Source organism: Achromobacter sp. FW305-C-30-7, assembly GCF_058783105.1.
The window spans coordinates 644,475-669,630 of the sequence record NZ_JBYSYI010000003.1; the positions used below are offsets into that span (position 1 = coordinate 644,475).

Here is a 25,156-nt window from a genome sequence, read left to right on the forward strand (position 1 = left end):
CGGCATGCGCATGGACGACGACAATACCCCCGGCATCCTGGCGCAGCTGCCCGGCTACGCCGAGTTGCAATGCCAGTCCAATTTTTCTTTCCTGCAGGGCGCTTCGCACCCCGAGGAACTGATCGACCGCGCCGCCGAGCTGGGCTATGCCGCCCTCGCCATCACCGACGAATGCTCGCTGGCGGGCGTGGTCCGCGCCCACGTGGAGGCCCGCGCCCGCAAGCTGCCGCTCATCATCGGCGCCACCTTCCAGCTGCGCGCCGCGCCCGACGCCGCGCCGCTGGGCCTGACCCTGCTGGCGCAAACGCGCGAGGGCTACGGCAACCTGTCCGAATTGATCACCCTGGCCCGTACCCGCGCGCCCAAGGGCGAATACCGGCTGGCGCCCGAAGACCTCACCGATCCGCCCGCGGGCTACGCCCATCTGCGCCACCTGCCCGAATGCCTGGCCATCCTGAGTCCCGCCTACGGCACCGATGCCGACCGCATGGCCGAGCAGGCGCGCTGGCTGGCGCGCGTCTTCCCCCACCGCGCCTGGGTCGGGCTGACCCTGCTGCACCGCTCGCGCGACGACCTGCACCGCGCCGCAGTCGAACAAGCCGCGCAGGCCGCGGAACTGCCCCTCGTGGCCTTGGGCCAGGTGCAGATGCACCTGCGTTCACGCAAGCCGCTGCACGACACGCTGACCGGCATCCGCACCCGCCAGCCGGTGTCGCAATGCGGCTACGAACTGTCCGGCAACGCCGAGCAGCACCTGCGCACGCGCATGCGGCTGGCCAACCTGTACCCGCCGCAAGCGATGGCCCAGACGCTGGCCGTGGCCCGCCGCTGCGCCTTCTCATTGGACGAGCTGCGCTACGAATACCCGGACGAGATCATTCCGCGCGGCCACACGCCGGCGACCTATCTGCGCCAGGAAACCCTGGCCGGAGCCGCCCGCCGCTTTCCTTTGGGCACGCCGGACAGCGTCACCGCGCAGATCGAAAAAGAACTGGCCCTGATCACGGACCTGCACTACGAAGCCTATTTCCTGACGGTCTACGACATCGTCCAGTTCGCCCGCGGCCAGGGCATCCTGTGCCAGGGCCGCGGGTCGGCCGCCAACTCCGCGGTCTGCTATTGCCTGGGCATCACCGAAGTGGACCCGGTGCGCGGCAACAACCTGTTCGAACGCTTCATCAGCAAGGAACGCAACGAACCGCCCGACATCGACGTGGACTTCGAGCACCAGCGCCGCGAAGAGGTCATCCAGTACATCTACGGCAAATATGGTCGCGAGCGCGCCGCGCTGACCGCCGTGGTCATCTCCTACCGCCCGCGCAGCGTGTTGCGCGATACCGGCAGCGCGCTGGGCGTGGACCTCGGTGTCATCGACGCCGTGGCGCGCGCCCACCAATGGTGGGACGGCAAGAAGGAAATGCTGCGCACCCTGGGCGCCTGTGGCCTGGACCCGGAATCGCAGGTGGCGCGGCACTGGGCATCGCTGGCGCAGACGCTGATGGGCTTTCCGCGCCACCTGTCGCAGCACCCCGGCGGCTTCGTGATTTCACGCGGCAAGCTGTCGCGCCTGGTGCCCATCGAGAACGCCGCCATGGCAGACCGCAGCGTCGTGCAGTGGGACAAGGACGACCTGGACGCACTCGGCCTGCTGAAGGTGGACGTGTTGGCGCTGGGCATGCTGTCGGCGCTGCGCCGCACGCTGGAGCTGGCCGGCCAGCGCCGCGGCCAGCCCTTGCGGCTGCAAGACATCCCGCCGGACGACACGCCCACCTACGACATGATCTGCGACGCCGACACCATAGGCGTGTTCCAGATCGAATCCCGCGCCCAGATGACCATGCTGCCGCGCCTGCGTCCGCGTCAATACTACGATCTGGTGGTGCAGGTGGCCATTGTGCGGCCCGGCCCGATCCAGGGCGGCATGGTCCATCCCTACCTGCGCCGCCGCCAGGGCAAGGAGCCCGAAACCTATCCCAGCGAAAAAGTGCGCGGTGTGCTCAGCCGCACCATGGGCGTGCCCATCTTCCAGGAACAGGTCATGCAGATCGCCGTGGTGGCCGCCGGCTTCACGCCGGGCGAATCCGACCAGTTGCGCCGCTCCATGGCCGCCTGGAAGCGCAAGGGTGGCGTGGACAAATACCGTACCAAGCTGGTCGGCGGCCTGCTGGCCCATGGCTACAAGCTGGACTTCGCCGAGGCGCTGTTCCGGCAGATCGAAGGTTTCGGCGAATACGGCTTCCCCGAAAGCCACGCCGCCAGCTTCGCCCTGCTGGCCTACGCCAGTTCATGGCTCAAGCGGCATGAGCCCGAAGCCTTCCTGGCCGCCCTGCTCAATTCCCAGCCCATGGGCTTCTACGCTCCCGCCCAGCTGGTGCAGGACGCCCGCCGCCACGGCGTCTGCGTGCTGCCGCCGGACGTCATGATCAGCGGCTGGGACTCGGCGCTGGAAGCCCTGCCCGAAGGCCACCCCGGCGCCCGCCGTACCGCGCATCCGCACGCGCCCGCCACCGACGGCACCCGCCCCGCCGTCAGGCTGGGGCTGAGCCTGATCCAGGGCATGCGCGAGGACGCCGCCCGGCGCATCGAGGACGCGCGCGCCGCCGCGCCCTTTGCCGACACCGGCGACCTGGCCCGCCGCGCCGCGCTCACCCGCCATGACCTGAACTCGCTGGCCGCCGGCGACGCCCTGCGCACCCTGGCCGGCCATCGCCGCCAGGCCAGCTGGGAAGCCGCCGCCAGCGTGCAGAGCCGCGACCTGCTGCGCGACGCCGCCATCCAGGAAACCCAGGCGCCGCAACTGTCCGCCCCCTCCGAGGGCCAGACCGTGGCGGCCGACTACCGCAGCGTGGGCCTGACCCTGCACAGCCACCCCGTGGCCCTGCTGCGCCCCCAACTGGCGGCGCGCAATTTCCAGCCCGCCTCGGTGTTGAACGGCTACCCCGACAAGCGCGTGGCGCGCGCCTGCGGCATCGTCACCGTGCGCCAGCGCCCGCAGACCGCCAAGGGCGTGATCTTCGTCACGCTGGAAGACGAGACCGGCCCCGTCAACGTGGTCGTGCGTACGGAACTCATCAAACGCCAGCGCCGGGAACTGTTGGGGGCCTCGCTGTTGGGCGTCTATGGATCCTGGCAAAGCGTGGACGGCGTGCGCCACCTGATCGCGCAACGGCTGGTGGATTTGTCCGAACTGCTGGGCGACTTGAACACCCAGAGCCGCAATTTCCACTAACCGTTCCGGACGCATCTCAATCGCCGAACAGCGTGGCCAGATCCAAGGCCTGTGCCATGGCCTGGTAGCCGGCATCGTTGGGATGCAGGTTATCGCCCGAGTCATACGCGGGTAGCAGCCGCGCCGGATGCGCCGGATCGCGCAACACCGCGTCAAAATCCACCACCGCGTCGAACACGCCGCTTTCGCGGATCCAGCGGTTCACCTCCCGCCGCACCGCGTCCTTCGCCGGGTTGTAGTGGCCCGACAGCGGCGTGCCGTGCAGCGAGCCTTCATACGGCGCGATGGTGCCACCCACGATGCGCACGCCGCGCAGGTGGGCGGCCTCCGCCAGTTGCCGGTAGCCCTCGGTCAACCTTGCCGCCGTCATGGGCGCGTCGTCCGGCGCGAAGCCGCTGTCCGGCCAACCGATGTCATTGATGCCCATCATCATCACCACCGTGCGCACGCCAGGCTGCGACAGTACGTCGGCATCGAAGCGCGCCATCGCGTTCACGCCCATCTTGTCGCCCCAGACCCTCGCGCCCGAAATGCCCGCGTTCGCCACGCCCATGCCCTGCGGCGCCAGACGGCGCGCCAGGAAGTCCGGCCAGCGGCGATTGGCGCCGGGCGTCGAGCCATTGCCATCGGTCAAGGAATCCCCAAACGCCACCACCACCGGCGCGCGCGACGGGCTCTCGACCCAGATCCCGGCCAGGAAAGCCCGGCCTTGCAGCGCCTGGGCATCCGGCAGCTCCGCCGCCGCCGTGGCATCGCCCCGCACCAGGGCACCGGTCTGCTGCGCTCCCCAATGGAAGGTCGTCACCGGCGTGGCCTGCGGGAAGTAGAGGCTGACGGCCAGCTCGGCCAGCGCGGCTACCGGCAGGTCCACCGGATCGCTGACGACCTGCGCGCCCGGCGCCACCGTCACGCTTGGCCGACCGCCAAAGGCCAGTCCGCGGCTGGACGCCGGACTGATCTTTGAAGGGCCGGAGGCCAAGGCAACGCTGGCCGCCCCGATCTCCAGGGGCTGAGTGCCATAGCGGTTGGACAACACCACCCGCAGGCGCGGTCCGCCCACGCTGAGCATCAGGGTCTGCCGCAAGGTCTGTCCGCGCAATTCGGCCGGCATTTCCGTGGGCAGCACGAAGGAATCCTCCCACAGCGGTTGCGGGCTGGCGAACCAGGAACTGACCCAACTGGAACGCGCGGCATCGGCCTGAACAGGAGGCTGCGCCGCGATGGCGGCGGACGGGGCCAGGACCGAAAGGCCACCGGCCAACGCAACGGCCGAAACCAGGGAATGAGGATTGAAGCGATTCATGACGACTCCAGAAAAAGAGAAAGTGACGTCACGATAGGTTCTTCCCAATTCCACCGGTAGAACCCTAAACTGCATACCACTTCTTCCAAAAAGGAATGACCATGGATACCCTGCGCGCCATGCGGGCCTTCGTCCGCGCCGTGGAGCTGGGCACCCTGTCGGCCGTCGCCCGCGAACAGACGCTGAGCCAACCGGCCCTGAGCAAGATCGTCGCCGCGCTGGAAAAGGACCTTAACGTGCGGCTGCTGGAACGCAGCACCACCCGCGTCGTACCCACCGAGCAAGGCAAGCGTTTCTACGAGCGCGCCACCCGCGTGCTGGAGGAATATTCCGAAGCCGTCGCCGACGCCCGCGGCCAGACCGAAAAGCCCGCCGGCTTCCTGCGCATCAACGCGCCCGTGGCGCTGGGCCAGTTCCGCCTGAATGCGCTGGTCCGCGAGTTCCTGGACGAATACCCCGACATCCAGGTCGAACTGATCCTCAACGACCGCTACGTGGACCTGGTGGAAGAAGGCGTGGACGTGGCGCTGCGCCTGGGCGGCAACCTGCCGCCCAACGCCATCGCGCGCAAGGCGGCCGAGTCGCCACGCTACCTGGTGGCAGCCCCCTCCTACCTGGCGCAGCGCGGCAAGCCCCGCGCGCCCCGCGATCTGGCCACCCACGAATACGTGCGCTTTGCCTGGCTGGCTGCCGGCGACACCCTGGAACTGCACCAGGGCGCGACCCTCGCCACGGTCCAGACCCAGGGGCGCTTCCGCGTCAACAACGCCCTGGCCATCCGCGAAAGCCTGGCCATGGGCGCCGGCATCGGACTATGTCCCGCCTGGCTGGTGCAGGACCTGATCGCCAGCGGCGAACTGCTGCGCGTCCTGCCCAAATGGGCCGCCACGCCACAAGAGGCCTTTCTCATCTACCCATCGCGCCGCTACCAGTCGCTGCGGGCGCGGCTGCTGATCGACTTCCTGAATGACCGGCTGGCCCGCCTGCCCGGAATGCAGGCGCCTTAACCGCAGACAGCGCGCACCAGATTCCGGTAAATGTCGCGCGCGCCTTCCAACTGTTCCAGCGCGATGGATTCGTCGATCGTGTGGGCGTCTTCTTCATTGCCCGGCCCCAATCCTATCGTCGGGATACCGCGGCGTCCGGCCGATTCCGACCCGTTGGTGCAGAACGCCCAGCTGCCCACCACCGGATCCCGGCCGCTGCCGCTGACCGCCGTGCGCGCGGCCTGCAACAAGCTGGCTTGCGCATCGCAACGCCAACCTGGCAACCAGCGCGGCGGCGTGGCGTGCTGCCCGGTATAGGTCGCCACCCGGTCCTCACTGACCTGCAAGGTGAAGTCGGACAGGCCATGCGCCGCCAGATGCCCGCGGATCTGCGCCAACACGTCCTCCAGGCGTTCGCCCGACACGGTGCGCCGGTCAAAACGTATCGTCGTCGAAATCGGAATCATGGAAATCGACGGGTAAGGATGCGACACGATGTCCGTCGGCACCAGCAGCGCCTGGCCCAGCACCTCATCGTGCGGCAAAGGCAAGCTCTCCAGGACCGCCAGCGCCCGGGCCGCGGCATGCAAGGGATTGACGCCAATGTGCGGCGTCGCGGCATGGGCCGGCTTGCCGTGGAAGGTCAGCAGCAACTCCACCCGTCCCTTCTGCCCCGCCTTGATCTGCAATTTCGAGGGCTCGCAGATAACCACCGCCTGCGGCTCACAGATGTCCAGCACCGAAGCCAGCGCATGCCCTTCGATGACTTCCTCCAGCACGCTGGCCGACACCGCCACACGGCGCTTCAAGCCATCCCGCGCGGCCTCCGCCACGCCACAAATCGCTGCGGCGATGCCACCCTTCATGTCGGTGCTGCCGCGCCCATACAGCCGCCCATCCCGGATCTCGGCGCCGAACGGATCGAAGCGCCACTCGCCCGCCACCGGCACCACGTCCATGTGCCCGTCGAACAACAGGGCCACGTCCGCATCCTCGGGGCCGATCAATCCCAGCACCGAACCATTGCTATCGGTCGTGACCGAGCTGAAGCCCGCCTCACGCATGGTCGCGGCCATCAGCGCCGCCATCTCGCCTTCCTTGCCCGAAAGGCTCGGAACCTGCACCATCGCCTGCGTCAATGCAACTACGTCCAGAGTCATCATCATTCCTGTCTGAGAGTGGCGGGCGCGGCGCGCCCGCCGATGTGGAGAGGCGCGACGCCTACCGGTTGACCAGGCTCTTGGGCACGCGATACACCAGTACCGCCCCGATCAGCGCGAAGCTGGCGAGGAAATACATGCCCCAGTCGGTCGAACCGGTCAGGTCCTTGATCCAACCGATCGCGTACGGGCTGACAAAGGCCGCCAACCCTGCGAACGAATTGATCCCGGCAATACCCGCCGCCGCGCTCTTGCCTTCCAGGAACGCCGTCGGCAGGCTCCAGAACAGCGGCGAGCACACCATGCAACCCGCGGCCGCCACCGACAGCATGGCCACGGCCAACATCGGGTTATGGCTGAACAGCGTGCTCAGCGCCAGACCCGTCCCGCCCACCAGAAAGGGCACGATCATGTGCCAGCGGCGCTCCCGCGTCGCGTCCGAATGGCGGCACACCAGCACCATCGAGATCACTGCGCATATGTTCGGCACCGCCGTCAGCAGGCCGATATCCAGCAGCGACACCACGCCGGTGGAGCGGATCACCGACGGAATCCAGAACGCCAGGCCGGACAGGCTGGACACCGTGCAATAGCAGATCAGCGCCATATGAACCACGCGCCGGTCCTTGAGCAGCGTCAGCATCGACACGTGTTCGGTCTTGGCGGTCTTCTCGCGCAGCAGGTTCTGGCCCAGCCGCGACTTCTCTGTGGTCGACAGCCAGCGCGCATCGTCGATGCGGTCATCCAGGTACCAGAACACCGCCAGGCCCAACAGCACCGAAGGGATCGCCTCGATGATGAACATCCATTGCCAACCAGCGAGACCATGCGTGTCATGGAAGGATTCCATCACCCAGCCCGACAGCGGCCCGCCCAGGATGCCGGCGAACGGCACCGCCGTCATGAACACCGCCACGATCTGGCCGCGCCGGTTCGACGGAAACCAATAGGTCAGGTACAGGATGATGCCGGGATAGAAGCCGGCCTCGGCCGCCCCCAGCAGGAAGCGCAGGATGTAGAACTGGGTCGGCGTCTGCGTCAGGGCCATGGCGGCCGAGATGATGCCCCACAGGATCATGATGCGCGCCAGCGTCTTCTTCGCGCCGATGCGGTGCATCAGCACATTGCTCGGCACCTCGAACAGGAAATAGCCGATGAAGAAAATGCCCGCGCCCAGGCCGTACACCGTTTCGCTGAACTTCAGATCGTCCAGCATCTGCAGCTTGGCAAAGCCTACGTTCACCCGGTCCAGAAACGCCGCGATGTAGCACACCATCAAAAACGGCAGCAGCCGCCACGCCACCTTCCGATACAGCGCGTCATCCCGCGCCGCCAGGGGATCCTTGTCTGCGGCAACCGGAGGCGCCGCAATACTCTCGACTGACTGGTCCATATTTTCACCTTGGGGTCTGTTTTTTTAGGCCGAACGCTCCCCTGCAGGCGCTCGGGGCGTCCGCATGCTGTTTTTTATGGGAAGGAAACGTCCGGACCGGTTATGCGGCCAGCCTGCCGGCCGGCCACGCTGGTCGCGCCGCAGGTCAGGCGGTTGCCGCCGCCTCCAGCGCAGGTTCCACCGCGCCTCTGCGTTCCGTGATCAGGCCGTAAGCCTCGGGACGCCGGTGCCGGTCGAAATTGAAAGTCGTGCTCTTGTAGGACAGGCACAGGTCCAGGTCGCAGCGCGCGATCGCCAGCTCATCGCCCTTGGTCGAGCAGGCGGCCACGATCTCGCCCGACGGCGCGATGATGCAGCTGCCGCCTATCATCTCGCAGCCCTCTTCCTTGCCGGCCTTGGCCACGCCCACCACCCAGGTGCCGTTCTGATAGGCGCCCGCCTGCATCACCAGGTGGTTGTGGAACATGGACAGGTCGTCATGCTCGGGCGCCGGCGGATTGTGCACCGGCGTGTTGTAGCCCAGCAGGATCATTTCCGCGCCCTGCAAGCCCATCACGCGATAGGTCTCGGACCAGCGGCGGTCGTTGCACAAGGCCATGCCCATCACGCCGCCAAAGCCGCGCCAGACATCGAACGACTCGCCCGGCTCGAAATAGTGCTTCTCCAGATGCTGGAATGCGCGCCACGGCTCATGCTCGGCATGCCCAGGCAAATGCACCTTGCGGTACTTGCCGATGATGTCGCCGTTCTGGTTCACCAGGATCGACGTGTTGAAGCGGCGCTTGACGCCCTGCTCCACCGCCAGCTCCGCATAGCCCAGGTAAAAGCCTATGCCCAGCTTGCGCGCGGTCTCGAACAGCACCCGGGTCTGCGGACCCGGCATTTCGCTTTCATAGAACGCGTCGATCTCGGCCGGATCTTCCATGTACCAGCGCGGAAAGAAAGTCGTCAGCGCCAGTTCCGGAAAAACCACCAGCTGGCAGCCCATGGCATGGGCCTGGCGCAGATGCGCGAGCAGGCGCTCGACGACGTCGCGGCGTGTGTCGCTGCGCTGAATCGGCCCAAGCTGCGCGGCCGCGACATTGATGATGCGTGACATGTTCAGTCTCCTACGGTTTCATTGTTCTGCGAGTTCGAGCATCAGCTCCAGCAACACGCCGGCGCCCGCCTCGATATCCTGGTCATGCGTGAATTCGGCGACGTTGTGCGACAGCCCGCCCACGCTGGGAACAAACACCATGCCCGTCGGGCACATGCGCGCCAGCATCTGGGCATCGTGCCCGGCGCCGCTGGGCAGCCGCCGCACGCGGTGCCCGCGGCTACGCGCGATGTCCTCGACCCGGCCGACGATGGCCTCGTCGAACGCCACCGGCGCAAAATCGGCCAGCACCCGATGGCTCAGTTCCACCCCTTCGTCCGCCGCAGCCTGCGCCGCGTACTTCATGCAGCGCGCAATCGCCTCCTGCAAGGCCGCGCCATCGGTGTTGCGCAGGTCCAGCGTGAAGGTGGCGCGGTTGGGGATGACGTTGATCAGGTTGGGAAACAGATTGACCTGGCCAACAGTCGCCAGTTGCCCCGCCCCCAATTCGACGGTCAGATCCCGTGCAAAGCACGCGATGCGCGCCGCCACGATGCCGGCGTCATGGCGCAACGCCATTGGCGTGGTGCCGGCATGGTTGGACACTCCCCGCACGGTGAACTCGATCCAGTGGATGCCCTGCACCCCGGTCACCGCGCCGATGGTGTAGTCCTCATGCTCCAGCACCGGCCCCTGTTCCACATGCAGCTCGACAAAGGCATGCACCTCGTTATTGCCTACCGGAGCCGTCCCGGCATAGCCGATGCGGGCCAGGTTCTCGCCCACCGTGGTGCCGTCTATACCGACCGTGACCAGTGCATCCGCCAGCGCCAAGTCGCCCTGGAACACCAGGCTGCCCATCATGTCCGGCGCAAAGCGCGCGCCTTCCTCGTTGGTGAAGAACGCCACGGCTATCGGCCTTTCAGTGACCACGCCCGCGTCGTTCAATGCCGCGACCACTTCCAGCCCGGCCAACACCCCCAGGTTGCCGTCATAGCGGCCGCCGGTGCGCACCGTGTCGATGTGCGACCCCGTCATCACGGGCGGACCGGCCTTGCGCCCGGCCCGCAGGCCCACCACATTGCCTATGCCGTCCACCGTCACGGCCAGGCCCAGTTCGCGCATCCACTGCACCACCAGGTCGCGCCCCTGCCGGTCCGCGTCCGTCAGCGCCAGGCGGCAGACGCCGCCGCCCTCGATGGCGCCGACCTGCCCCAGGTCGGCAATGCGGCGCAACAGGCGGGCGCCGTCGATCCGCACGGCCTCGCGGCCGGCCTCAAGCGTGGCGCCAGTCATGCCACGGCCTCGGCTTCGACTTCGGCGGCGCTCCGGCCGACGATGCGTTGATATAGTTCCGGGTCGGTCGCCCCTTCGCTGCCGAACACCAGCACGCGGCTGCCTGCGTCCAGGCCCAGCGCATCACGCACTGCCGGGTCGGCCAGCGCAGCAAGACAACCGGTCAGCCCGGCGACGGCCGATTCGCCAGCCACGATGGGCGCGTCGCCATACTTGCCGCCAGCCAATAGACGCACCGTCTCCAGCGCGGCCTCGTCATCAACCGTCAGGAAAGCCTGCGCGCCGGGATGCAGCACCTCCCACGCCAGCAGCGACACCTCCCCGCAGGCCAGCCCGGCCATCACGGTATCCAGATCGCCATGCACCGCCACCGGCTTACCGGCGCGGGCGCTCTCGTACAGGCAGGCCGCCTTGTCCGGCTCCACCACGATGAAGCGCGGACGGCGCTCGCCCAGTTGCTCCCAGAAATGCGCGCAGACCGCTGCGGCCAAACCGCCCACTCCACCCTGCAGGAACACGTGCGTCGGCAACTCGCCATCGCCCGCCTCGCGCAGCTGGCGCAATGCCTCGTCGGCCATCACGGCGTACCCCTGCATCACGTCCTTGGGCACCTCCATATAGCCGGGATACGACGTATCCGACACCACATAACGTCCGAGCCGAGCCGCGTCTTCCGCCGCCTGCCGCACCGAATCGTCGTAATTTCCAGGCGTGCGCACAACCTGCGCGCCATATTGCTCAATCGCCCGCTTGCGCCCTTCGCTAACGGTCGCGTGGATGTAGATCACGCATAGGCAGCCAAAGCGTTGCGCGCCCCAGGCGACAGAACGGCCATGGTTGCCATCGGTCGCGCAGGTCACCGTCATGGCCTGGGTCAATTCCCGATAGCGGCCGGACAGCAAATCCTCGACCGACAGATCGTCACGCCCCAGCTTGGCCGCCAATTCGCGCAGCAGTTGGCGGCTGACGGCGTACGCGCCACCCAGGGCCTTGAAGCTGCCCAGCCCGAAGCGGCCGCCCTCGTCCTTGTACCGGATGCCCGCCACGCCCACGGCGCGCGCCAGGCCCGACAGGTCGCGCAGCGGCGTGGGCTGATAGCCCGGCCAGCGGCGGATCTGCGCGTCGGCCTGCGCATAGGCCTTACCGCCCAGCACGTCCAGCTGCCGTTGGCCGTAAGGCGCGGCGGGTTCAAAGGCCGGGTTGGGCGCGTACTGCAGCCGGATGTTCGGAATGGGATGGTTCAAGTCAGTCTCCTCTTGGAATTCAGCGATGCAAGTCGCCGTAGTGTTCGTGCAGGCGTTCTATGTTCTGCAGACGTTCGCGCGCGGCAGGTCCAAGCTTGCGGGCCAGGGCCGAGCACAGATGATTGATGACGCTGGTGGCGGCGACGTAGGAATCGAACACGGCCGCGCCGCTGTTCACGCATCGCAGCACCAGGTCCGAGCGCGCGGGCAATTCGGTAGCGGTCGGATCGGTCAGCACCACGACCTTCGCGCCTACCCGGTTCGCGTGTTCGACGATGGGCTTGAGCAGCGTGACGCGACGCCGGAAATCCATCACCAGCAGCACGTCGTCAGGCCCCAGGTCGGCCAGATCCTCGGCCAGGTTCAAACCCGCACCCGGCACCAACGCAACGCCGTCGCGCAGCTGCGTCAGCAAGGCCCAGGCGTACTGCGCCAGCACCCGTCCATTGCGAAAGCCTGCGATGCAGATGCGGCGAGCGCCGGCGAACAGCTCGATGGCCCGCTCCACGTCGCTGCTGTCCAGGCGCTCGAAGGTCTGCGCCAGGTTCTGCAAGTCCGTGGCCAGATGCTCCGCCAGCGCGTCGCCCGTCGCGTCCGGCGGGCGCACGCCCGCCATCTCGTACAGCGGAGACCCACGATCCGCCTCGTCGCGCGCCTGCGCACGCACCTCGTTGAAATTTTCGTAGCCCAGACGCCGGAAGAACCGCCCCGCCGTGGCCTTGGACACGCCCGCCTTCTGCGCCAGTTCGGCGCCCGAATAGGCCGCGATATTGCCCAGGCACTCCAGGGTCACGCTGGCCAGCCGCTGCTCGCTGTCCGTGAAGCTGTCCTGCAGCGCGAGGATGCGCTCCTGCAACACCGAAGTCATGATGATCCCGCCTATGAAACTGTAGTTTCACAAATATATATTCATGAAACTACAGTGTCAACGCAAAAATCGGATCGTCGCGCAGCGGCGAATGCCCGCGGAAATCTGGACGCCTGGAAAGAAATTCGATGAGCGGGCGTCAAGGCCATGGCGGCCCTGCATGCGCAAGAACGCGCACAGCGTCCTATAACGGCAACACCTCGCGCCGGCCGCATCCGCTCCCGGTCACAGCCCGCCATGGCTGGTCTATCATGGCTTTTTCGACGAGTTGTTGTAAGGAGCGTTACATGATCCGAAAGCTGATCCCTTTCCTGCTGGTCGCCAGCCTGACCGCATGCGCCAACACCGGCGCCCCGCGTTCATCCAGTGCGCCGGCGGCCTCCAGCTCCTCCGGCAGCGCGTCCTCCTCTGACGCCGGGACCAGCACGTACGGCGGCTCGTCCTATGGCTCGTCGTCCTCCATGGGCGGCGGCAAGACCTGCGACGCCGCAGCGCTGCAATCCCAGATCGGCCAAAAGGCCACCGCATCCGTCATGGAAGAACTGCGCACCCGCAGCGGCAGCAGCACGGCCCGCATGTTGCGTCCGGGCCAATTGGTCACGATGGAGTACAACGCTACGCGCTTGAACCTGATCGTTGACGATAAGGACGTCATGACCGCCATCCGCTGCGGCTGATGCCTCGGGGGGGTCGGCCCGGCCGGCCTCGCGCTACGCCTCTGGCGGCCTGACCGCCGGCGGCACATGGGGCAGGAACGCCCCCGCCACCTCGAAAGCGCATTCCTCGCGCGCGATATCGATCACCCGGGCCACCACCGGGTTGACGATGTTCTTCTTGTGCACCGCGTAGTAATTGATCGTGGGCAGGTCGGGTTGCACATTCAAGCGGCATAGCGCGCCGCGCTCCACCAGCGGCGCGAAATACGCGCCCGGCAGATAGCTGATGCCCAGGCCCAGCATCGTCAGCTGCGCCATCATCCCCAGGCTATTGCAGGTCAGCACGCGCTTGACCGGCAGGCCCTGTTCCGCGAACCAGGCATCGTACAGATGCGACAAGGCCGAATTGGTAGGCTGCGAGATCACCGGATAAGGCGCCAGGTCCTGCGGCGTCAGCTTCGCGGAAAAATCGATGTCCAACGCCGGACTGGCCATCCAGACATTGGTGACCGCGCCCAGGTGGACGCAATCGTACTGATAGCCCCAGAACGGCCCCGGCATGATGGCCAGATCCAGCTCGTCCTGCTCCAGCCTTTCATACAGCGTGATGCCGCCGTCGATCTCCGGCATCAATTGCACGCGCGGATAGCGCAGGCTGATCTGGCTGATCAGCCGCGCCAGCCAGGTCATGCCCACCAGTTCCGTCACGCCCAGCCGCACCACGCCTTCGAAGCTGGCCGGATCGGCCATGTTCTGCACGATGCGGCTGTTCAGGTCCAGCATTTCGCGCGCCAGCTCGTACAGCTTGCGGCCCTGCGGGGTCATGATCAGCTTCTTGGCGCGGCGCTCGAACAGCGGCGCGCCGGCAAAGGCTTCCAGTTCGCCCACCCGTTTGGCGACCGCCGACTGGGTGGTGTGCAATTTGCGGGAAGATGCGCTGAAGCTGCCCAGCTGGGAACTCCAGTAGAAAGCCTCTAACTGTTTGAGGGTGTACATCGCGGCGGTCGATGCGAAACGCATGGAAACCCTCACCTTACCATCATGGCAACGCCCGCCGTCCGGCCTCAGCCGCGCGGATGCAGGATGTCCGCCAGGAAGCGCTGCGCGCGCGGATGCGAGGGCGCGCTGAAGAAACGCTCGGGCGTGTCCATCTCCAGGATCTCGCCCGCGTCCATGAAGACCACCCGGTCGCACACATCGCGCGCGAAGCCCATTTCGTGCGTCACGCACACCATGGTCATGCCGTCCTTGGCCAGGCCCTTCATCACTTGCAGCACCTCGCCCACCATCTCCGGATCGAGTGCGCTGGTCGGTTCGTCGAACAGCATCACCGGCGGCTGCAAGGCCAGCGCCCGGGCGATCGCCACGCGCTGCTGCTGGCCACCGGACAGCGAGCCCGGATAGGCGTCGATCTTGTGCTCCAGCCCCACCCGCTCCAGCAACCCGCGCGCCAGCTCCACGGCTTGCTTGCGCGGTTGCTTGCGGATGCTGACGGGCGCAAAGATCACGTTCTCCAGCACGCTCATGTGCGGGAACAGATTGAACTGCTGGAACACGAAACCGATCTTCTGGCGCAGCGCGTTCAAGTCCGCTCCCTTGGCATAGATGTCCTTGCCGTCGATCAGGATGCGCCCCTTCTCGATCGGCTCCAGCCGGTTGATGGTGCGGATCATGGTGGACTTGCCCGAGCCCGACGGACCGCACACCACCAACACCTCGCCGCGCGCCACCGAAAGATCCACGTCCTTCAGCACATGATGCGCGCCGTACCACTTGTTCACTTTTTCTAGATTGATCATGTTTAGTTCCTTCAAGCCATGGCGCGCGAGCGGCGGATACGCAGGTCCAGCCAGCTCAGCCCGCGGCTCAGGCTGAAGCACACCAGGAAATAAATGATGGCCAGGATGCCGAAAACCTGCAGCGGCTTGGTCAGCACCAGGTTGTTGACCTGGTTGGCCGCGAAAGTCAGCTCGTTGACGCTGATGACATAGCCCAGCGAGGTCTCCTTGATGGTGGAGACGAACTGGCTGGTCATGCTGGGCAGCACGTTGAACAGCGCCTGCGGCAGCACCACCCGGCGCATCGTGGTCCAGTAGCCCACGCCCAGCGAACGCGAGGCTTCGATCTGGCCGCGCGGCACCGCCTCGATGCCCGAGCGGATCACTTCCGACAGATAGGCGCTTTCATAGACCACCAGCGCAAAGATCAGCGTCCAGAAGCCGCTGATCACCTGCCCGGTCAGCTTGGGCACCACGAAGTAGGCCCAGAAGATCAGCATCAGCAGCGGCATGCCGCGCACCACGTTGACCAGCGCCTTGCTGGCCGTGCGCAGCCAGCCATAGGGACTGACCCGCGCCAGCGCGATCAAGAGCGCCAGCGGCAGCGACAAAGCCAGGCCGCAGGCGGCCAGGATCAGCGTCAGCGCCAGTCCGCCCAGCGGTCCGTTGGGGTATTGGCCAACCAGCAGCGTGGGCCAGTATTGAGACAGTAGATCAAGCACCGTGGCCTCCCCGGTTCAAGCGATAGCGGTCATAGATGCGCGATCCGATGAGCATGATGAGGAACGATCCCAGCAGGTACATGATCGTGGCGGCGCCAAACGTGGCGAAGGTGCGGTAGGTCTCGTTTTCGATCTCGCGGGCCTGGTAGGTCAGCTCCATCACACCGATGGCCATCGCCACGCTGGTGTTCTTGAACAGCAGCAGCGCGCGCCCCACCAGCGGCGGAATCGAAATCCGCACCGCCTGCGGCACGATCACGAAGCGCATGCATTGCAGATAGCTGGCGCCCAGCGCGCGGGCGGCCTCGAACTGCGTAAAGGGAATGGCGCGCAAACCGCTGCGGATGTCCTCGGCGATATACGCCGCCGACCCCAGTGCCAGCGCAATCGCCGCCAGCGACATCTCGGCATTGTGCTGGTACAGCCACATGCGGAAACCTTCCGGCAGCAGCTCGGGCATGCCGAAGTACCAGAACAGCACCTGCACCAGCAGCGGCACGTTGCGGTGGTATTCCACGTAGGCGTCGACCAGCCAGCGGCATGGCGCCAGATTGGTCGCGCGCACCACCACCAGCGTCACCGCGATGGCAAAGGCCATGACCCAGGCAACCAGGAACAGCTGCACGGTCACAGCCATGCCGCTCAGCAGCAGCTGGTATTGGGAAGCGTCAAGTAGGCTCATAAAACAATCAATCTCCTGCTAGCGCGAGGCCCAGACCAAACGTCACGGGTCCCGGTCGCCCGCTGGATGCGGCGCCGGAACCCGTGACGAGGGACTCGCGATGGTGCTTAACCCGACCTCAGCCCGCAATCGGACCGATCTTGAAGCCGCGCTCCAGCTTGTACGGCGTCTCGGGGCCGAACCACTTGTCGAACAGCTTGGCGGCCACGCCCGAGGCTTCGGCCTCGTCCAGCGCCTGGTTCACCGTTTCCAGGAAACGCGGTTCGGACTTGCGCACGCCCAGGCCCCAAGGCTCGTCGAACACCGACTTGGCGATCACGCTGACGGGCGCGGTCGGCGGGCTTTGCAGCACCAGGCGCACCAGCACCAGCTCAGAAGCGAACTGCGCGTCCACCTTCTTCTGCTGCAAGGCCAGATAGGTAGCCGAGCTGTCGCCATAGCCAATCACCTGCGACTTATCCAGGATGCGCTTGATCTCGCGTTCCGAGCTGGAGCCCTTGGTCGCGCCGATGCGGCGGCCGTTCAGCGCTTCCACCGTTTCCAGCCCTGAATCCTTGCGCACCAGCAGCTTCTGCGGGCTGACGTAATAGGCGTGGCTGAAGCCGATTTGCTGCGCCCGGTCCGGCGAATAACCCAGGTTGGCCGCCAGGATGTCGACCCGCCCTTCGTTCAGTTCCGGCACCCGCGCCGCCACCGACAGCAGCTTGTAGCTGATCTTCACGCCCAGCTTGTCCGCGACCAGCTTGCACACGTCCACGTCATAACCCACCAGCTGGCGCGTCGCGCCATCCTGGAAGCTGAACGGCTGCGACGTGCCCAGCGTGCCGCAGATCAACTCGCCGCGCGCCTTGATGTCATCCACCTGATCGGCCTGGGCGACGGCGCCCAGGGCCAGCGTCGCCAGGCCCAGGCAGGCGGCGAAAAGAGTGTGACGTTTCATGCTTGATTCCCCTTGTATGGTTGTATGGTGAACTGACTGCTTAGCCCGGCCTCAGGCCAGCTTGGCGCAAGCTTCCCGGATGGCCGAGCAGCCCTGCTTGATATCGTCCATCGAAGCCGCGAACGACAACCTGAACGTGCCCGGCGCGCCATAGGCATGGCCGTCGATGACCGCCACGCCCGCTTCGCGCAACAGATAGTGCGTCAGATCGGTATCGGTCGCGATCACGTCGCCCGCCGGCGTCTTCTTGCCCAGCAGACCCGAGCAGTCCGGGAACACATAGAACGCGCCCTGCGGCACGACGATGTCCAGACCCGGCGTGCCCGACAATTCCGCAATCGCCAGATCGCGGCGCTGGCGGAACACCTGGGCAAACTCGGCCACGCAATCCTGCGGCCCCGACAAGGCCTCCAGCGCCGCCGCCTGGCTAACGGACGAAGCGCCCGACGTGCTCTGAGATTGCAGGATCGCCATCGCCTTGATCAGCTCGTCAGGACCCGCGCCGTAACCGATGCGCCAGCCCGTCATGGCGTAGGCCTTGGACACGCCATTGACCACCAGCGTGCGCGCCGCCAGTTCCGGCGCGACCTGCAGCGGATGCACCGTCGGCTCGTCCGTGAAATTCAGGCGGGCGTAGATATCGTCCGTCATCAGCCATACATGCGGATGGCGCTTCAGCACCTCGGCCAGGCCGCGCAGCTCGTCCGCACTATAGACCGAGCCCGTAGGGTTGCTGGGCGCATTCATCATCAGCCACTTGGTGCGCGGCGTAATCGCGCGCTCCAGCGCTTCGGGCGTGACCTTATAGCCGGTCGCCGGCGCGGTCTCCACCGTCACCGGCACGCCGCCGTTGACCAGCACCATGTCAGGGTACGACACCCAGAACGGCGCGGGGATCAGCACCTCGTCACCATCGTTCAGCGTCGCCGCCAGGCCATTGAAGATCACCTGCTTCGCGCCCGTGCTGACAATGATGCGCCCCACCGGATAATCGACGCCGGTCGCTTCCAGCAAATGCTGGGCGGCGGCGCGGCGCAACGCCACGGTGCCCTGGGCCGGCGGGTACTTGGTTTCGCCGCGGTTCATGGCGGCGGTGGCTGCCAGGCGGATGTGTTCGGGCGTCGAGAAATCCGGCTCGCCGATGGTCAGGTCGATGATGCGGCGGCCTTGTTCGCGCAGTTCGGCGATGATGGCGCGCGCGGCTACGCTGGGCGACAGCTTGATGCGCTTGATGCGGTCGGCGACGATGCTGGTGGGTTGCGGGGTTTGGGTTTGGCTCACGGGTTGGCTCGGGGTTTGGCCCAGGGTTTGGCTCATTTCGCGGCTCCCGTCTTCTCGGCCAGGGTCTTTTCCAGCCAGGGCTTGGTATAGGTGCCAGCGCGCAACCTTTCCTTCGCCACCACCTCGTCGGCTTCCTTCTTCTGCGCCAGGGCCAGCACGGCCGCGGCATGCTCGGCGGGAATCACCACCACGCCATCCGCATCGCCCACCACCACGTCGCCCGGATTGACCACCTGGCCACCCACCGATACGGGCACATTGATCTCGCCCGGACCATCCTTGTACGGACCCTTGTGCGACACGGCCCGCGCATAGCAGCCGAACTCGCCTTGCGCGAACACGTCCAGATCGCGCACCGCGCCGTCGATCACAAAACCTTCAATGCCGCGCGACTGCGCATCCATCATCATCAGCTCGCCCACCAGCGCATTGCTGGTATCGCCCGCGCCGTCGACAACAATCACGTCACCCGCGCCGCCAAGCGAAATCGCCTTGTGGATCATCAGGTTGTCACCCGGGCGGGTCTTGACCGTGAGCGCCAGACCAACCGTGCGGCGAGCGCCGGCGTGCAGCGGACGCAGCCCGGAAACGCCGTACAGGCGGTTCATGCAATCGCTGATCTGGGCCGAGCCGATGGCGGCGAAGCCGGCCAGCACGTCGGCCGAGACGGCCGGGCCGGAACGGGGAAGAATGCGGTATCCGATGGGATTCATGAGGAAGTCCGGGGTAGATGCGTGAACAGCGTTAAGCGAACACGCATTACAAGGCCCCAGGGGGTGTTCCTCAAAACGATATAAATTCCCGGTGATGTAGGAATTTTATTCGTGAATGGTGATGACTAGGGTTATCCCTTATTCGTGGTTGAGTGGGGTCGGGTCCGGGGTCCAGAGGTTAGACGTTGTCTTTGGCGTCGTGTGTTTCCATCAACGCCACTGCCCCGGGGAAGAAGATAGTGCCCGCCTGCACTTCGATGTCGGCTTCGACGTCGAGACTGTAGGCGAACACCATTCCCTTGGTACTCCTGGATCAGCGATCGGCGCGTCGCGCTTTCCTCGCCACTACTGAATCAACGCCAGCGCCTCGTGCATCGCGTCACCTGCATCTGCGTCGTCCTTTCCATGCAGCGCTTGTTCCAACATGGCGTCGGTCAAAGTAGCCATGTGTTCGCAAAGGCCCTCCACTCCTCCCATTAACGCAGCCACCGACCAGGCATCCAGCGGCGGCGAGCCGGTTGCATCGGGTTCGGATGCGCTGTTACCGACCATGCGGGCGATGGTCTGGATGGCGTAGCGGGCGCGGTCTATTTGATGGATGTGGGAAAGGGAGACTGGGCCGGATTCGAGATTGGTGTCGATGGACCAAGGGTTTTCGGTCAGGGGGTGGTGCAGCATGGGGCTGCCTCCTATAGGGATGAGTCAAGCCGCATGCGTTGCAGCTATCCGCCTATAGCTTTCCGGCTTCCAAACCGAACTACCGGTGGGGTAGTGGGGAAAAGTCTACCGCATGGACAGCGGCTGAGCGCCACAAGAGTGGCAATTCCGCTGCGGTGTAGGAGGTGCTGAACTTCACACATTGAGAGACCGGTTGCGACCCATTGCGGACTTTCGGCACTGGGATTCGAGATTATTTTTTGCACGACTTTGAGGACATCTCACGCTGTGCCTCAAGCCAAAATCAGGTTGCAGGAGCAAGAAAACTACGAAGCACGCCAACAATTTCTTGAAGCGCCGTCTCATTTCTTTTCATCAAATATCCAAAGATCTGCTTCTGCGTCGCTATCCCCTTTTGCTGGAGATAGTTATGGAAGTCCTTGGCACTCGTGAAATGATCCCTATTCGTCTCAAATGGGAAATGGCCATCTTCTTGACTTTCTGTATAAATAGCCTTTTCTACACTTTCGATAGGGATCATATAGACACCAGGGTAATCGACAAATTTCACGTTTTTTTGATCGCCATCAAGGATCGCAATCACTTTGCCAGGTGCAGACAGGAACTGCTCCTTCTCATTGTGTTTCATCAGACCGGTTACTTGGGTTCCTCCACCAATGAAGATGATCTTGTAATGAAAGAACGTCTGCGGGCAGTATGCTTGTATGATGGCTTCAATGAAGCCAAGAAGAACCTCATCTTCCGTCAGGATGTATCTGTCCCATCCAGCAAATCCGAACAGGCGCGCTTTAGCGTAGCTATACGATTTTTGGCTAATAGAGACGTAGCCCTCGCATTCGTCCACATAAAAAAGCTCGTGCGTCTCAAGCTGTCGCATCAGGGCCATGGAGTGGGTTGTAAATAGAATCTTGCGCTCATACTTGGCGCAGAAATCTCGTAGCCACGCTGCCAAATTCGCCTGGGCCGCCGCATCGAGAGAAAGGTCAATCTCATCAATTACGATGAGCTGGGAAGATCCCTTGATGGTTCGATATAGGTTTATAAGAAAATATTCTCCGGAGCTTAGGTAGTCTTCACGAATGTAGGTACCATCATCCTTAACAATTGCGTAGTAACTCTTTCCTCTGACGCTCACCTCTACCATACTCGAATAGCGTATCGAGCCATACATTGCAGTGAGAAAGGCAACAAGTTCACTAGGGTGACTATAATTTCCAAGTGCAATCGCCCTACGGATATCTAAATCCGCCTCGCCTGCGTTTTTGAAGTAATTGAAGCGTATGCCGTGGGGCATCGGCAGCTCGGCTGAGATGAGGCCACGCAGTTCGAACGGAATTGCTTCTCTGCAGTTCAGGGATCGTATCTTCTCGTCGTACGCGAACACCACCTTGGTTCCATCTGCGACGTAGGTGATTCGGCTGTTGGAGGAGAATGCGTAGGGAGTCGCCGTCTTAACAAAAGTGTCGGCGCTGGATAGGTTCCGCAGCGCACGAACCAAGGTCGTTTTGCCGGTCCCGTTTCGTCCCACCAAGCAGATCAATCCGGGAGCCGAGAGGTCTAGGTCCAGCGTAAGGTCAACAACGTGCTGAATGGACTCGAGACTGACTCGGAGGCTGTTCATTGGGCAGACCTGTGCAAGAAGCTATCAATAACTGTGGTCCCGAACTTCGCCCTTAGTTTTTCCAAGTAGGGAAGGTCAGCTGCATAGGCGTAACTAATCAAGCCGCTTAGCCTTTGCAACCCTTCTTCCATTCCCTCGCTTCGCTCTTCCTCGAAAATTTTCTCCAACCGCGATCTATCATTTATATAGAAGTGAAGCCAAGACTCGATTTTGTTTTTAACGTCTCGATCAATAGCGATGGTGCCATTGGGCAGAATGACAAGGCCTAGTATCTTCACTTTCCGTCCGATCGTCGTGAGCTTGCTTTTGCTCGGATTGAGAGTGAAACCATCACCCAGCTCAGCTGCCAGGCAGCCTTCGATCACTTCGCTAGCAGCTTCAATAGCTTGGCGATCGTGTGTTGAGATAATGATGTCATCAGCGTAGCGCGTGTATATCCATTGCCGCTCTTTGCTAATGGTGGCCAGTCGTTCGTCAAACCCGAGCAAGCAAGCATTACTCAGGATGGGAGATGTGGAGTAGCCAATCGGCAGTTTGCCATTGATGGTGAGCAGGCCCACGACATGGTCAATATGCTCGTCCAAGTCAGAGGCAGGAGTTACAGCTCGCTCAAGGGTTGACCGGATCAGGCCCGAGGTAATGCTGTCGAAGAACCGTTCTAGATCTGTTTGGTAGAAAGCTCGGCTGTGTGCATGGGGAACGACAGCTTGCAGAAGGGTAGCCCCCTTGCGATAAGCAAACGACACGGATTGATTAACTGAAAGATATTCAAGCAGGAATCCGTTGAGGAAAGAGTGGAACTCTTTCAGCTTTTTGGAGGGCTTGTAGATGGTTCGGCTGTTCCACTGGACGGGGGTGTAGTGTTCTTCGGGCTTCAGTTCCAAGAACTCTTCGAATTTATACTTCCCGTGATACATGGCATCGAACAACTGGTGCAGCGGACGTGAAGTCATCGATCACTCACCTTAGGCATCCCTTCACAATTGAGACTGAATTGTAGGTGACGTGTGGCTGATTGCAGCCTGTAGATGACAGATACGAAACGCCCGGTCGGGCGTCAGCCTGCGACCGGGCATGCGTAAGTTGATATTACGCCCTAGGGACCAGACATTAGACTGGAGCTACTCCTAGTCGCTGGTGTGGAAAAATCGTAGCACAGCCCTGTGCCGATAGGCAAGCAACGCCAAACATATGGTGCTGGGCATCCAGATCCGAGGCGCTGAGCATGCTAACCCTCGACTGGTAGAACACAGCCCCCTGTTGGCACCGGCCGTTTCTGGCCGAACGCAGACATTTGATAACGGTTGTTTGCAAACCCTTAGCAGCAATTCGAAGACGCGCCCTCTCCGGCTGCTTTGTGGCGCGCGACAAGCAATAAACAGTCGCTCAGTATGAGCCAATGGGCGCTGACCCAATTCGCCTCATCACCGTCATAAACGCTATGCAATCGTGCATAATCATTGACAAGGAGATAAGGTGTCAGACTACAATTTCGCAACATTTAGCTAGCGAATTTTTAGTCTGACACCTTTTTTATTTTGATGGTGAAATTGTAGCTGCACTTTATTGCTATTTTCATCTAACAATTTCCGTGAGCCGAGACGGCAGGCATAGCAGTCGACCCGGAATTCCTATTAGAAAAATCAGTATCAGACGCATATATCGTGAACCCAGAGACCCAACAACTCATCACGCTCGCCATTGCCATCCTTGGCCTGCTTATCTCCCTCTACCTGCTTTATATAAATATCAAAAACAGGGAAACACAGTTATCAACATATCGTATTTCCAGAAATAATCACAGAAGCAGCCAGATTGTGCTGCAGTATATTAGCTCCGAACAGTTGAATGAACACTTCTTGGTCAAACTAGTGCTATTTAATCCAGGCTCGATTGCATCAATCATTCACAGCTTTTCCGTATTTGAATCCATTCAAAACCAAAATCGCATCTTTCGAATTTTCAAACCCATTATCCTCAAACGCATTGAAGATGCTCGTTGGTGGCCAACTCTGGACGAGAATGAGAAAGACCCAAGATATCTCGACGAAAACTATAAAGATCTTTACGTTAAAGACTATCGCGTTATTTTGGTATCGATCCCTGGTTGGATGACCAGGGAACGGTATGAATTCGAAATTCGCACCAACAATGAATACGTTACCCATAAAACACACATCGATGGAATCAAAGGAACCCGCCGATTCAGCCACCACTATGAAGTACGGTATGCGGAGAAGTGATATAAATAGAAAACGTGTCAGACTACAATTTTCCGAGTGGAATTGCAGTCTGACACCTTGTATCTTGGTCTCTGTGGTGATCAGCTATCACCACTGCGGATTCGACGATTTTGATCTGACACCGAAAGCTTAGACTTTGCGATAAAGATTAAACCTCGATCCGCTCTTCTGAACTAAAAATGGTGCCAGACTACAATTTCGCAGCGTCTGGATAGCGAAATTGTAGTCTGACACCATTTTCCAAGCGCTATATACTGGATTCAGATAGGTTTGGTTTAAATTATGGTAGGGACTTATGAAAATCGACGTTATGCGGCCACAAAAGCTGTACAGATACTCCGAAAAGAATTGGCTAGAGCGCTCTCTTGAGTTCGGTGAGTTTCGCCTTCGGCCCGCGACCGACTATAAATTACAAGAGACTGACGCAGCACGACATGATGATGAATTAGTTCGTATTGACACGTCTCCGGCTAGTTCCGTATCGATCACCGTTATACACACGGGGCAAATCATCAAACCAATTGGCGAAGTTGTCTATCGAACAGAAGTCGGAACAAATTATTTAACCATCTGCTTTTCGAAGTTGTGGGATGAGCATCAATTTGATAACTTTCCTGGCACCGATGCATGCCTAATCATCCATGAAGTAGATGATTTCTGTGAAAGATTGCACTATGCGGCTGAGATAGCTCTGCCTCAATGGGCAGGCATGGATGCCACCGTCGTGTATGGAGGCAGAAGTGAGCTTGGTGCAGTTTTCTCCAAACCAGTTAAATTTAGCTCACAGCATGAGTGGCGTTTTGCATGGCACCCCGGCCAGCGAGTTGAAGAACTATCTCCCGTTCTGCTCACAATCGGAAGCATTGCCGATATTGCGGAGATCGTTGAAAAGCCTTCCCATGCAGCAACGTTCGCCTAACTCAAACGTTGGGAATTTTTTGTTCGCCACCAGCGGCTACTCCTGGCCGAACAGGAAAAAAGATACCGTCTTGCCCGTCAAGAGATTAGGCGTAATCCGGGCGACCGGATGAACGCGTTTTGAGCACGCCGAAGCAGAGATGAGCAAGCTTTCTCATTGCAGCGCCGAGTGCGAACATCTTGCCTTTACCGGCGTCTAGCAGTCGGGCGTAGAGGGCTTGGACATGTGGGTTATAGCGCGTGGCCACAATCGCAGCCATGTAGAGCGTTGCCCTCACTCGTGGCGGTCTTGTATTGACCCAGTGAAAACCTGCTCACGTCATAATCGAGGAAGTTGACGATGAGTATGAAGATGGAAGACGACATC

The 25,156-nt window shown here is 62.5% G+C and carries 22 protein-coding genes and 1 pseudogene; 5 read left to right on the forward strand and 18 right to left on the reverse strand.

Translation table 11 applies throughout. From position 1 onward, the window contains the following. Positions 1-4 precede the first annotated feature (4 nt). Positions 5-3,229, forward strand: a complete 3,225-nt coding sequence (locus tag AC3WOB_RS13655) for an error-prone DNA polymerase (protein WP_492275324.1) — start codon at positions 5-7, stop codon at positions 3,227-3,229. A 16-nt stretch (positions 3,230-3,245) separates the two neighbouring features. Here the strand turns inward: AC3WOB_RS13655 and AC3WOB_RS13660 are convergent, their stop codons facing one another. Beyond that, positions 3,246-4,532 (reverse strand): SGNH/GDSL hydrolase family protein, encoded by a 1,287-nt coding sequence (locus AC3WOB_RS13660; protein WP_492275325.1) that lies wholly within the window; start codon positions 4,530-4,532, stop codon positions 3,246-3,248. A 101-nt stretch (positions 4,533-4,633) separates the two neighbouring features. Between AC3WOB_RS13660 and AC3WOB_RS13665 the strand changes: the two genes are divergently transcribed. After that, positions 4,634-5,539: a LysR family transcriptional regulator gene (locus AC3WOB_RS13665; protein ID WP_492275326.1), complete on the forward strand. Its 906-nt coding sequence runs from the start codon at positions 4,634-4,636 to the stop codon at positions 5,537-5,539. Here the strand turns inward: AC3WOB_RS13665 and AC3WOB_RS13670 are convergent. The 6 genes from AC3WOB_RS13670 to AC3WOB_RS13695 form a co-directional block, all read right to left on the reverse strand. Next, positions 5,536-6,684 (reverse strand): YgeY family selenium metabolism-linked hydrolase, encoded by a 1,149-nt coding sequence (locus AC3WOB_RS13670; RefSeq protein WP_492275327.1) that lies wholly within the window; start codon positions 6,682-6,684, stop codon positions 5,536-5,538. The genes AC3WOB_RS13665 and AC3WOB_RS13670 overlap by 4 nt on opposite strands. A gap of 55 nt (positions 6,685-6,739) precedes the next feature. After that, on the reverse strand, positions 6,740-8,071 hold the full coding sequence (locus AC3WOB_RS13675; protein WP_013394160.1) for an MFS transporter: 1,332 nt from the start codon (positions 8,069-8,071) through the stop codon (positions 6,740-6,742). 145 nt (positions 8,072-8,216) lie between these two features. Further along, positions 8,217-9,170 (reverse strand): N-carbamoyl-D-amino-acid hydrolase, encoded by a 954-nt coding sequence (locus tag AC3WOB_RS13680; RefSeq protein ID WP_492275328.1) that lies wholly within the window; start codon positions 9,168-9,170, stop codon positions 8,217-8,219. Between the two features lie 18 nt (positions 9,171-9,188). Beyond that, positions 9,189-10,445: a M20 family metallo-hydrolase gene (locus AC3WOB_RS13685; protein WP_492275329.1), complete on the reverse strand. Its 1,257-nt coding sequence runs from the start codon at positions 10,443-10,445 to the stop codon at positions 9,189-9,191. Then, entirely contained in the window at positions 10,442-11,689 is a 1,248-nt protein-coding gene (locus AC3WOB_RS13690; RefSeq protein ID WP_492275330.1) for a diaminopropionate ammonia-lyase, read from the reverse strand. The genes AC3WOB_RS13685 and AC3WOB_RS13690 overlap by 4 nt, the downstream gene beginning before the upstream one ends. 19 nt (positions 11,690-11,708) lie before the next feature. After that, positions 11,709-12,557, reverse strand: coding sequence for a MurR/RpiR family transcriptional regulator (locus AC3WOB_RS13695; protein WP_492275331.1), 849 nt, complete (start codon positions 12,555-12,557; stop codon positions 11,709-11,711). A gap of 287 nt (positions 12,558-12,844) precedes the next feature. Here AC3WOB_RS13695 and AC3WOB_RS13700 point away from each other — a divergent pair, with 287 nt between their 5' ends. Next, positions 12,845-13,234, forward strand: a complete 390-nt coding sequence (locus AC3WOB_RS13700) for an I78 family peptidase inhibitor (protein ID WP_492275332.1) — start codon at positions 12,845-12,847, stop codon at positions 13,232-13,234. 33 nt (positions 13,235-13,267) lie between these two features. Here the strand turns inward: AC3WOB_RS13700 and AC3WOB_RS13705 are convergent, their stop codons facing one another. From AC3WOB_RS13705 to AC3WOB_RS13750, 10 genes are all read right to left on the reverse strand, one after another. After that, positions 13,268-14,233: a LysR family transcriptional regulator gene (locus AC3WOB_RS13705; RefSeq protein WP_013394166.1), complete on the reverse strand. Its 966-nt coding sequence runs from the start codon at positions 14,231-14,233 to the stop codon at positions 13,268-13,270. Positions 14,234-14,277: 44 nt separating this feature from the next. After that, positions 14,278-15,012 carry an amino acid ABC transporter ATP-binding protein gene (locus tag AC3WOB_RS13710; protein ID WP_013394167.1) on the reverse strand — a complete coding sequence of 245 codons (735 nt, stop codon included), beginning with the start codon at positions 15,010-15,012 and terminating at the stop codon, positions 14,278-14,280. Between the two features lie 11 nt (positions 15,013-15,023). Then, positions 15,024-15,713 carry an amino acid ABC transporter permease gene (locus tag AC3WOB_RS13715; protein ID WP_013394168.1) on the reverse strand — a complete coding sequence of 230 codons (690 nt, stop codon included), beginning with the start codon at positions 15,711-15,713 and terminating at the stop codon, positions 15,024-15,026. Beyond that, on the reverse strand, positions 15,706-16,395 hold the full coding sequence (locus AC3WOB_RS13720) for an amino acid ABC transporter permease (protein WP_013394169.1): 690 nt from the start codon (positions 16,393-16,395) through the stop codon (positions 15,706-15,708). The genes AC3WOB_RS13715 and AC3WOB_RS13720 overlap by 8 nt, the downstream gene beginning before the upstream one ends. Positions 16,396-16,513: 118 nt before the next feature. Continuing rightward, positions 16,514-17,335, reverse strand: coding sequence for an ABC transporter substrate-binding protein (locus tag AC3WOB_RS13725; protein ID WP_454694920.1), 822 nt, complete (start codon positions 17,333-17,335; stop codon positions 16,514-16,516). Positions 17,336-17,386: 51 nt separating this feature from the next. Next, positions 17,387-18,652, reverse strand: coding sequence for an aminotransferase class I/II-fold pyridoxal phosphate-dependent enzyme (locus AC3WOB_RS13730; protein ID WP_492275333.1), 1,266 nt, complete (start codon positions 18,650-18,652; stop codon positions 17,387-17,389). After that, positions 18,649-19,329, reverse strand: a complete 681-nt coding sequence (locus AC3WOB_RS13735; RefSeq protein WP_492275334.1) for an RraA family protein — start codon at positions 19,327-19,329, stop codon at positions 18,649-18,651. The genes AC3WOB_RS13730 and AC3WOB_RS13735 overlap by 4 nt, the downstream gene beginning before the upstream one ends. Positions 19,330-19,674: 345 nt before the next feature. After that, positions 19,675-20,007, reverse strand: coding sequence for a hypothetical protein (locus AC3WOB_RS13740; RefSeq protein ID WP_492275335.1), 333 nt, complete (start codon positions 20,005-20,007; stop codon positions 19,675-19,677). A gap of 283 nt (positions 20,008-20,290) precedes the next feature. Continuing rightward, entirely contained in the window at positions 20,291-21,628 is a 1,338-nt protein-coding gene (locus AC3WOB_RS13745; RefSeq protein WP_492275336.1) for an AAA family ATPase, read from the reverse strand. Then, positions 21,625-22,581, reverse strand: a complete 957-nt coding sequence (locus AC3WOB_RS13750) for a reverse transcriptase family protein (RefSeq protein ID WP_492275337.1) — start codon at positions 22,579-22,581, stop codon at positions 21,625-21,627. The genes AC3WOB_RS13745 and AC3WOB_RS13750 overlap by 4 nt, the downstream gene beginning before the upstream one ends. Positions 22,582-23,292: 711 nt before the next feature. On the opposite strand from AC3WOB_RS13750, the gene AC3WOB_RS13755 reads away from it, so the two are divergent. Further along, positions 23,293-23,871, forward strand: coding sequence for a hypothetical protein (locus AC3WOB_RS13755; RefSeq protein WP_492275338.1), 579 nt, complete (start codon positions 23,293-23,295; stop codon positions 23,869-23,871). Between the two features lie 295 nt (positions 23,872-24,166). Further along, a complete protein-coding gene (locus AC3WOB_RS13760; protein WP_492275339.1) occupies positions 24,167-24,790 on the forward strand; it encodes a hypothetical protein in 624 nt (207 codons plus the stop codon). Positions 24,791-24,875: 85 nt separating this feature from the next. Here AC3WOB_RS13760 and AC3WOB_RS13765 read toward each other — a convergent pair. Further along, positions 24,876-25,076: pseudogene (locus AC3WOB_RS13765) on the reverse strand (IS110 family transposase); the annotation flags it as partial. Positions 25,077-25,156 lie beyond the last annotated feature (80 nt).